The 8,299-nt window shown below is 56.5% G+C and carries 7 protein-coding genes; all 7 read left to right on the top strand.

Annotation, left to right across the window (positions count from 1 at the left end; translation table 11 throughout):
* Positions 1 to 228: 228 nt before the first annotated feature.
* The 7 genes from J2I48_RS26200 (at position 229) to J2I48_RS26170 (ending at position 8,297) form a co-directional block, all read left to right on the top strand.
* Positions 229 to 1,353, top strand: a complete 1,125-nt coding sequence (locus J2I48_RS26200; RefSeq protein ID WP_207338492.1) for a 4Fe-4S dicluster domain-containing protein — start codon at positions 229 to 231, stop codon at positions 1,351 to 1,353.
* Between the two features lie 83 nt (positions 1,354 to 1,436).
* Positions 1,437 to 1,967 carry an NADH-quinone oxidoreductase subunit J family protein gene (locus J2I48_RS26195; protein ID WP_207338491.1) on the top strand — a complete coding sequence of 177 codons (531 nt, stop codon included), beginning with the start codon at positions 1,437 to 1,439 and terminating at the stop codon, positions 1,965 to 1,967.
* Positions 1,964 to 2,275, top strand: coding sequence for an NADH-quinone oxidoreductase subunit NuoK (gene nuoK / locus J2I48_RS26190; RefSeq protein ID WP_207338490.1), 312 nt, complete (start codon positions 1,964 to 1,966; stop codon positions 2,273 to 2,275). Before J2I48_RS26195 ends, nuoK begins: the two co-directional genes overlap by 4 nt.
* Positions 2,272 to 2,889 (top strand): 2OG-Fe(II) oxygenase, encoded by a 618-nt coding sequence (locus J2I48_RS26185; protein ID WP_207338489.1) that lies wholly within the window; start codon positions 2,272 to 2,274, stop codon positions 2,887 to 2,889. Before nuoK ends, J2I48_RS26185 begins: the two co-directional genes overlap by 4 nt.
* Positions 2,890 to 2,976: 87 nt before the next feature.
* Positions 2,977 to 4,593: a hypothetical protein gene (locus tag J2I48_RS26180; protein WP_207338488.1), complete on the top strand. Its 1,617-nt coding sequence runs from the start codon at positions 2,977 to 2,979 to the stop codon at positions 4,591 to 4,593.
* 145 nt (positions 4,594 to 4,738) lie between these two features.
* Positions 4,739 to 6,616: an NADH-quinone oxidoreductase subunit 5 family protein gene (locus tag J2I48_RS26175; protein WP_207338487.1), complete on the top strand. Its 1,878-nt coding sequence runs from the start codon at positions 4,739 to 4,741 to the stop codon at positions 6,614 to 6,616.
* Positions 6,617 to 6,620: 4 nt separating this feature from the next.
* The gene (locus tag J2I48_RS26170; protein WP_207338486.1) at positions 6,621 to 8,297 is read left to right on the top strand and encodes a complex I subunit 4 family protein; all 1,677 of its coding nucleotides are present in this window, start codon (positions 6,621 to 6,623) and stop codon (positions 8,295 to 8,297) included.
* The last annotated feature ends 2 nt before the right edge of the window (positions 8,298 to 8,299 follow it).

The following is an 8,299-nucleotide window of genomic DNA, read 5'->3' as shown; positions in this document are numbered from 1 at the left end:
CACTTGATACAGGTCCTTAAACTGATTCAAACTTGTTGTCGCCCTGAGCTTGTCGAAGGGCCACGCGTCAGCAATACGCTGTAGCAATTCTGAACTAGTATTACAGTGGTTTAGCAATATACGTGGCTGACATTTGTGAGTCAGTATTGCGCCAAAATCGCCACGGCATATAGGCTATACCTTTATCAGTCCGGGAACATTTCCCCGTGTAGGTACGTCATCGAAACAATGGGTTATTTCACCAACATACAGTCGGGGATACGCACCACGCTGAAGGGGCTGAGCCTTACGATGCGGCATCTGCGCCAGGCTACCCGGCGCCGCACGCCCGTGGGCATGGAAAACAACGGCTACTTCGACCTGCAAACGGGGTTGGTGACGTTGCAGTATCCCCACGAGAAACTGCCGATTCCTGACAATGGCCGCTATCGCCTGCACAACGAGATGGACGATTGCATTGTCTGTGATAAATGCGCCAAAGTCTGCCCCGTAGACTGCATCACGATTGACCCCATCAAGGCTACGGAAGAGATTGGCAAGGCCTCAGACGGGTCGCCGATTCGGTTGTACGCAGCCACGTTTGACATCGACATGGCCAAGTGCTGCTACTGCGGTCTGTGTACGGTAGTGTGCCCTACGGAGTGCCTAACGATGGAAAAAACCTTCGACTACAGCACCTACGACCTCGGCAACCTGACCTACGCCTTTGCCAACCTGACCCCCGAAGAAGCCGACGAAAAACGGGCGCTTTACGAGCAGTTTGTCCGGGAAAAAGAAGCCGCTAAAGCTGCGGCCAAGCCCGTTGTCACACCTGCTCCTACCACGGTGGCTCCTGCCCGACCCGCGTTCCGTCCGGGTATGAAACCCGCCCCAAAACCAGCGATTGCGGCAGAAACGCCCCCCGTTTCAGAAGAGAAAAAGGCCCCCAAAACGCTGGAAACGCCTGTTTCTGTTACCGAAACGCCTTTGGGTGAAGCACCTGTAGCTAATGTGCCTGCACCCATTACTACGCCAATGGCTGAGCCAGTAACGGGCGTTGCGCCGGTGGCCGAGCCCCCCGCCCCAAAGCCCCGTCCTGTGTTCCGGCCGGGTATGAAGCCTACGCCTACGCCCAAACCTGCTCCACCACCAGCTCCCGAACCCACCGAAACGGGTAACTCAACGGAAGGCCACCGCCTGCACCCACTCACCGACCCTGCGCCCGACGAAGCCGAAGCCATTGCCTCGGTGGGTGTGCCCGAACAGCCCGGCGTAACAGAACCGCTGTCAGCCGCAGAGGTAGCCGCCCCACCCGAACCTGTTGTGGTTAAACCAAAGCCTGCCTTTCGGCCCACGATGAAACCAAAGGGGTGAAAGAGTGAATGGTGAAAGAGCGAAAGAGTGCCAGACCACACACTTTCGCTCTTTCACCATTCACTCTTTCACTCTTTCACTCCATGCTCCAGATCGCCTTTTTTGCTTTTATCGCACTGACCTTAATTGGCGCATTGACTGTGCTGCTGACTCGAAACGTGCTGTATTCGGCCTATGCGCTGCTGCTAGCGTTGCTGGGCGTGGCGGCGTTGTTTGTCTTTGCCGGAGCCGATTTTTTAGCCGTTTCGCAGATTATCATCTACGTGGGGGGCGTGTTGGTACTGGTGCTTTTCGGCGTGATGCTCACCAGCAAACCCGCCACAACCGATACGTCGACTACCGTGGCGAGCGAACGACCCAACGCCGTGTTGACCGAAAGTCGCCGGTCGTGGCTGGGTGTACTGCTGGCGGGGTGCTTATTTTTGGGCCTCAGCCGGCTACTTTCCAGCGCCCATTTTACGCTCTTCGATCAGCCCATGTCTACGGCCCCCACCACCATCGACACGATTGGCAAGCAACTCATGACCGAATACCTTGTTCCTTTTGAAGTCATCAGCATCCTGCTGCTCGTGGCGCTGGTAGGGGCGGGGTATTTAGCTAAAAGGAATGTATGAACCCCTCCCTATCCACAACCTTACTTTTCGTCGCGGCGGCTTTGTTCAGCATTGGGCTGGCGGTGGTTGTTACCAAACGTCACGCCGTGGTGGTGTTGATGGGTATTGAACTGATGTTCAACGCCGTTAACCTGAATTTGGTCGCGTTTAGTCAGTATGATCCCAGCCGGTTGCAGGGACAGGTATTCAGCCTGTTTGTCATGATCGTGGCGGCTGCTGAAGCGGCGGTGGCACTGGCCCTTATTATTCAGGTATACCGCCACTTCCGCACCGTCAACCTCGACGAGTTGACTAATTTGAAGCAATGACCACAACCCTCGAAACCCAGTTTGAAACCCTCATCGACGGTATGCTGGCCAATAGCTACGGCCTGATCGACGGGTTTTTGACGGACGAAGAAACGGCCCAACTGGCGCAACGGCTGCACACGCGGCGGACGGCGGGACAGTTTCGGGAGGCGGGCATTGGCAACGGGCAGGCCGTGGTGGCAAAGGCCATCCGGGGTGACGAAATCCTCTGGCTCGATGCCGACAATGCTACTCCCGAAGAGACCTCGTTTCTAGGCCGGGTTGAGCAACTGATCGACTACCTCAACCGCACCTGCTACCTGGGCCTCCGCGACTACGAACTGCACTACGCGCTCTATCCCGCAGGTGCGTTCTACAAACGCCACCTCGACCGATTTCGGGCCGATTCGAAGCGTAAGCTCTCCCTCATCTGCTACCTCAACCGCCACTGGCAACCGACTGATGGAGGTCAACTTGCCCTGTACCTTCCCCAACCCAACGGCACGGAACAAACCCTAACCATCGAACCCCTCGGTGGCCGGTTAGTCTGTTTTGACAGTGGCCTGCTGGAACACGAAGTCTTACCCGCTATACGAGATCGGTTGAGTTTAACAGGCTGGTTGCGAACGGGGTAAGAAAGGGCATCTAAGGGCCTGCGCCGCACCGGTCAGCCCATGGGCGTCAGCAACCCTTGAGTTAAAACATAACCAATCCCCAGTCGTATGCGTCAAATTTCTACCACGTATCTATCAATGAGAGGTGTTGTCATCTGTTTGCTGTTGTTCTATCACTACCTTCCAACGCGGGCACAGGCCCCGTCTATAATGTGGAATAAAACCGTGGGAACGCCCACGTACGAGTTAGGGCAACTTGTTTTTAAGACTCCCGATGGGGGAAGCCTGCTGTGTATGAGTACCACAAGTGACAGCACAAGCGGCAAAACATCGCGCGGTAAAGGCGCGTATGACATTTGGGTTGTCAAACTCGATAGCAGTGGGCAACAGCTATGGGACCGGTCTTTTGGTGGGGCGGGAAATGAACAGCTTGAAGGCGGCATACTCACCCAGGACGGCGGGCTGGTGCTGGTGGGCCTGACAGCGTCGCCCGCTTCCGGCGATGTTGAAGAGCCAAACCGAGGCTTAGATGGTTGGGCTGACTATTGGGTGCTAAAGATCGATCTCAACGGAAACAAATTGTGGGCGCGGCGCTTCGGAGGAATCTACGGCGACAGGGCTACGTCGGTGGCAGAAACCAGCGACGGGAAGTTGATTGTCGCCGGCACGTCGAACTCGCTGTCAGGGGCAGACAAGTCGGAAAACCCCCGCCAGGTTGGTTATAGCGATTTTTGGGTTTTAAAGTTAGATGCGAATGGTAACAAGCTGTGGGATAAAGTGTTGGGCGGAGTAGAGGCTGAGGATCAACCGGTTGTAGTTGCCGCTGCCAATGGTGGCTGTTATGTTGTTGGGTTTACCTACCTCTACGAAACCTCAAGTCACTATGTCACGCCTCCTTCGGGTGACCGTTCGCAGTCTGGAAAGGGTGGGTGTGATCTGTGGCTACTGCTGCTCGCTGCCGATGGCACCAAAGTCTGGGATAAAGTGCTTGGTGGCAATGACGACGATAAATATCCCCAACTGACCAAACTTGCCAATGGCGAGTTATTGATATCCTGTTACTCTATATCTAACAGGTCTGGAGATAAATCAGAGAATATTCGGGGGGGCTTTGACGTATGGGTGCTCCGACTAAATCCGCAGGGTGCGATCATCTGGGAAAAAACGCTGGGTGGAGACGGATTTGACGGGTTTACTGACCAATTGGAGTTTCCCAATGGCAATCTGCTTCTTGCTGGAATGACGTTTTCGAATCAAACGGGCGAGAAATCTGAACCTAAACGAGCAAACTCTTATGACATCTGGCTTCTATACCTTTCGTCAAACGGTACACTGCTTTGGGAAAAAACTTTGGGCGGAATTGATGATGAATCAGAGACTACGCTCATTCGTATCGATGCCGAGCAATTCTACCTCGGCTGTCGCTCTTTTTCTGGTCAATCCTACGAAAAAACGGAGTCGGCACGTGGATTGGGCGATAGCTGGCTCTTAAAAATGAATGTAAACTGTATCTCGATGCATACTGTTGCCACAGGTCTTTGGAATTCCCCCGGCACATGGTCGTGTCGTCGGCAACCTTCCCTGCTCGATAGAGTCAAACTACGCCAGGGTCATACGGTTACAATTCCAAACTCGATAAACGCAACGGCTGGCAGTATCCGGTACGAAGGGGGGACCTTACGCGTTGACCCTAGGGGTCGTCTATTTCTGCGTACACCTCAATAGTGTATGTCAACCATGGTGGACCCTTCTACAGACTGTCAGTGCTTTTTATGCAGGGTCACGAATCAAGTGTCTTGATTTAATCACTTGTCTGTCGCCCCGTTAGACAGGATATTTGCAGGCTAGTTGAATTAATTCCACCAAACACGTGCCCGATAGTACGCAAACCCTGTTGCTGACCGCCCTTTTGGGGTTACCTTTTGTAGGGGCAATGGGCATCGGTGCGCTGCGAAACCGCATTTCGGGGTCTGTTCTAGGGGTTTTAGCCGTAGCCTCCACGGCCATTGGGCTGTTCCTGGCCCTGACGTTAGCTCGTTTAAGCCCACAAACGCTGCATTGGCAAACCGACTGGATCACGTTCCGGGGTCAGTCATTTCCGCTCTCGTTTCAACTCGACCCGCTGAGTAAACTCATGCTCGTGGTAGTGCATGGCGTGGCCTTGCTGGTGCAACTCTACTCCATCGACTACATGCGTGGCGATGCCCGGATTGGGCGGTATTTTGCGTACCTGCAACTCTTTGTAGGGGCCATGCTGGGCATTGTGCTGGCGGGTAACCTGCTGATTCTGTACGGGTTCTGGGAGTTGGTTGGGTTGGCATCGTACCTGCTCATTGGCTTCTGGTATCACCGCCCGTCGGCGGCGCGGGCGGCTACGAAAGCGTTTCTGATGAACCGCATTGGCGACGCAGCCTTTTTGCTGGGTATCCTGCTTACCTACGTCCAAACTGGATCGGTTGCTTTTGGTACCGAGCCGCTTACCACGGCGGTGGGGCTTTGTTTGTTCATGGGCTGCGTGGCCAAATCGGCGCAGTTTCCGCTGCTGACCTGGCTCCCCGACGCTATGGAAGGCCCCACGCCCGTGTCGGCGCTGCTTCATGCGGCTACGATGGTGGCGGCGGGCATTGTACTCCTGGCCCGTATCCACCCCATGCTCTCGCCCGACGCGCTGACGGTGGTGGCCGTTGTGGGTACCGTAACGGCCCTCTGGGGCGGTTTTTCGGCACTTTTCCAACTGGATATCAAGCGGGTGCTGGCCTTTTCCACGGTTTCGCAACTGGGTCTGATGGTGGCGGGCATGGGCACCGGCAACGTGTCGGGGGCCTTGTTTCACCTGCTCACCCACGCCTGTTTTAAAGCAGGTCTCTTCCTGGCGGCGGGTAGCGTGATCCATGCCGTACACACACAGGATATGCGGGCCATGGGCGGCCTGCGAAAGGCGTTGCCCTACACCTTCGCGGCCTACGTCGTCTGTGCGGCGGCGCTGGCGGGGGTTCCCCTGCTGTCGGGTTTTTTGTCGAAAGAAGTAATTCTGGCTGGGGCGTACTGGTGGGCCGGGCAGCGCGGCGGCTGGGCTATGCTGGTGCCCGTTGGTCTGCTACTCTCGTCGGTGCTTACGGCGGTCTATATGGCCCGGCAACTGCGGCTGGTCTTTTGGGGCGAACGGGCTACTACCGAAACCATCCCGCACGAATCGGGCTGGCTTATGCGCGGGCCGGTGCTACTGTTGGCGGTGCTATCGGTGGGCATCTGGTTTTCGTTGGACCCCCTTTCGGCGCACCACAGCCCCTTTTTTGCTTTCATGCAGCTACCCGTTTTGCCCGAAGGCCCAGCCTGGTTGGCTCCTGTTTCCATGGCAATAGTAGCCGCTGGCGGTTGGCTCGGCTTCCGGCTGCGCGAACCCGCCATGAACAGCAAACTGGCTTTGGCCTCATTCCATTATGGCTACCTCGACCAGCTATATCAAGCTCTCTTCATTAATCCCATTCGTAAGCTGGCCAACTTCCTGCACCGCGCTGACCACCGCGCCGTGGATGGGCTGGTGAACGGCCTGGGCATCGGCACGGTACTGCTGGCGCATATCGCGGCCTTCGTAGATCGCGTGGGTGTCGATGGGCTGGTGAATGGCGCGGGGCGGCTGGCCGTGGGCGTGGGGCAACTCACCCGCTCGGTGCAGGGTGGCCGCGTACAAACCTATATTGCCACCGCCGTTGCCGTGGTGCTGTTTTTACTCTGGTGGATTCTCTGATACTATGCCCCTACTCTCGCTACTGATTTTTCTTCCCCTGGCCGGGGCCTTGCTGGTGGCGTTGCTGCCGCGTAATCAGATTAGCCTGTACCGCTGGGTGGCGGTGGCCGTGACGGGTGCCGACGTGGTGCTCAGCGGCCTCATCTACGCCCAGTTTGACCGGGCCAAGGCGGGGTATCAGCTGCTCGAGCAGGCCGACTGGATCACCCTGCCAATGGGTAGCCTGGGCGTGGCGTCTATCGATTATTTAGTTGGAATAGATGGTATTAGCCTGCCGCTGGTATTGCTGTCGGCGGTGGTGATGCTGGTGGGCGTGGTGTCGTCATGGAACATAAATGGACGCTCACAGGCTTACTTCGCCCTTTATCTGTTGCTGACGGGTACCATCATGGGCTGTTTTGTGGCCCTCGATTTCTTTCTGTTCTTCCTGTTTTTCGAGTTCATGCTCCTGCCCATGTACTTCCTCATTGGGCTGTGGGGCGGACCCAGGCGGGAATATGCGTCGATCAAATTCTTTCTCTACACGTTGGCCGGTTCGGTGCTGATTCTGCTTGTCATGATCGGGTTGTATCTGTCTGTTATGGACCCTGTTAGCACGGCAGTAGCAGCCGGATTAATTGATACCCCCGGCGACATGACCGCCGAGGTGCTGCGGGCGGTGCAGTTCCAGCTACTCCACGGACAGCTTAACCCCGCCCAACTCGTCCACACCTTCGACTGGCGGTATATGGCCAATGGTGCCAATTACCTGCCCAACTCGTTTCTGAGCATTTTCGGCGAAGTCAGCATTGGCGGAGTATCCAGCCGGATGCTGGCGTTTTGGGCGTTGTTTATTGGGTTTGCTGTGAAGCTGCCTATCGTGCCCCTGCATACCTGGCTGCCCGATGCCCACGTCGAAGCGCCTACACCAGTGTCGGTGGTGCTGGCGGGGGTGCTGCTCAAAATTGGCGGCTATGGCTTTATCCGCGTCGTATGGGGTCTTTTCCCCGACGGTGGTGCTCAATATGCTACCGTGTTGGGCGGCCTGGCGGCCCTCACCATTGTCTACGGTGGCCTGAACGCACTGGCGCAGAACGACCTCAAAAAAATGATCGCGTACTCATCGGTGTCGCACATGGGCTTTGTACTGCTGGGCGTGGCCTCGCTCACCGCCGAGGGCGTCAACGGGGCCGTGTACCAGATGGTTAGCCACGGCGTACTATCGGCCATGTTGTTTTTACTGACGGGTGTGCTCTACGACCGTACCCACGACCGCCGCATCGACTCATATCGGGGTTTGCTCACGCCCATGCCGCGCTATGCGGCGCTCACGGCGGTGGCCTTTTTTGCCTCGCTGGGGTTGCCGGGCTTTTCTGGCTTCGTGGGCGAACTGTTTACGCTTATGGGTGGCTACCAGTCGACATACCTGCCCGGCTGGATCACCGCCGTCTCGGTGCTGGGCATCATTTTGGCCGCTGCCTATTTCCTCTGGACACTTCAGCGGATGTTTTTCGGCGAAATCTGGGTCCGCGCCCACGCTGATGATACCACGCTGACGCTGCCCGACCTTACCGCCCGCGAACGCCTCCTGCTGATTCCATTGGCCGTTTTTGCTCTGCTACTGGGCCTCTTTCCCAACCTCATCTTCAGCCTCACCAACAGCACCGTAGCGCAATGGATGGCGAAGTTTGTGGTGGAATAAGC

Origin of the sequence: Fibrella aquatilis (assembly GCF_017353255.1) — a bacterium.
GTDB classification, from domain to species: domain Bacteria; phylum Bacteroidota; class Bacteroidia; order Cytophagales; family Spirosomataceae; genus Fibrella; species Fibrella aquatilis.
Note: the sequence above shows the minus strand (reverse complement) of the source record. Positions and strands in the feature narration are given on the sequence as shown.